Here is a 1,194-nt window from a genome sequence, read left to right on the forward strand (position 1 = left end):
TTAAGCAATGATCTTAGCAACCACGCCAGCGCCCACAGTACGGCCACCCTCGCGGATAGCGAAGCGCAAACCTTCTTCCATAGCGATCGGAGCGATCAGCTTGACTGTGATTTGCACGTTGTCACCTGGCATCACCATTTCTTTGCCTTCTGGCAAAGAGATAGAGCCTGTCACGTCAGTCGTACGGAAGTAGAACTGTGGACGGTAGTTAGCGAAGAAAGGCGTGTGACGGCCACCTTCGTCTTTGGACAACACGTACACCTCAGCAGTGAATTCTGTGTGTGGCTTGATCGAACCTGGCTTGGCCAACACTTGACCACGTTCCACGTCTTCACGTTTTGTGCCGCGCAACAACAAACCAACGTTGTCACCAGCTTGACCTTGGTCGAGCAGCTTGCGGAACATTTCCACGCCAGTAACAGTAGTCTTTTGGACATCACGGATACCAACGATTTCGATTTCTTCGCCGACTTTAATGATGCCGCGCTCAACACGACCTGTCACCACTGTACCGCGACCAGAGATGGAGAACACGTCTTCCACAGGCATCAGGAATGCACCGTCAACAGCGCGCTCTGGTGTTGGGATGTATGTATCCAACGCGTCAGCCAGTTTGACGATAGCTTCTTCGCCGATTGGGCTTTGGTCGCCTTCCAGGGCCAGTTTGGCGGAACCGCGGATGATCGGTGTGTCGTCGCCTGGGAAGTCGTATTTGGAGAGCAGCTCGCGCACTTCCATTTCAACCAGTTCCAGCAATTCTTCGTCGTCCACCATGTCGGCCTTGTTCAGGAACACGATGATGTAAGGCACGCCCACCTGACGAGACAACAAGATGTGCTCGCGTGTTTGTGGCATTGGGCCGTCAGCAGCAGAACACACCAAAATAGCGCCGTCCATCTGAGCAGCACCAGTGATCATGTTTTTCACATAGTCAGCGTGGCCTGGGCAGTCAACGTGTGCGTAGTGGCGGTTGGCTGTTTCGTATTCAACGTGCGAGGTATTGATGGTAATACCACGTGCTTTTTCTTCTGGGGCGTTGTCGATTTGGTCGTAACCTTTGGCTTCACCACCGAATTTCTTCGCCAAAACAGTAGCGATCGCTGCTGTCAAAGTGGTTTTACCATGATCCACGTGACCGATAGTACCGACGTTAACGTGCGGTTTCGTACGTTCGAACTTACCTTTTGCCATTTC

Annotated in this window: 1 protein-coding gene; it reads right to left on the bottom strand. The window is 52.5% G+C overall.

Annotated features, from left to right (window positions below; translation table 11 throughout):
* A complete protein-coding gene (gene tuf / locus E9531_RS17350; protein ID WP_136575023.1) occupies nucleotides 1-1,191 on the bottom strand; it encodes an elongation factor Tu in 1,191 nt (396 codons plus the stop codon).
* Nucleotides 1,192-1,194: the final 3 nt, after the last annotated feature.

Source organism: Lampropedia puyangensis (assembly GCF_004833285.1).
GTDB lineage: Bacteria > Pseudomonadota > Gammaproteobacteria > Burkholderiales > Burkholderiaceae_C > Lampropedia > Lampropedia puyangensis.

Bases quoted from the DNA above. Each gene is read 5' to 3' on its own strand.
- tuf (WP_136575023.1), bottom strand. From the start codon at position 1,191: ATGGCAAAAGGTAAGTTCGAACGTACGAAACCGCACGTTAACGTCGGT.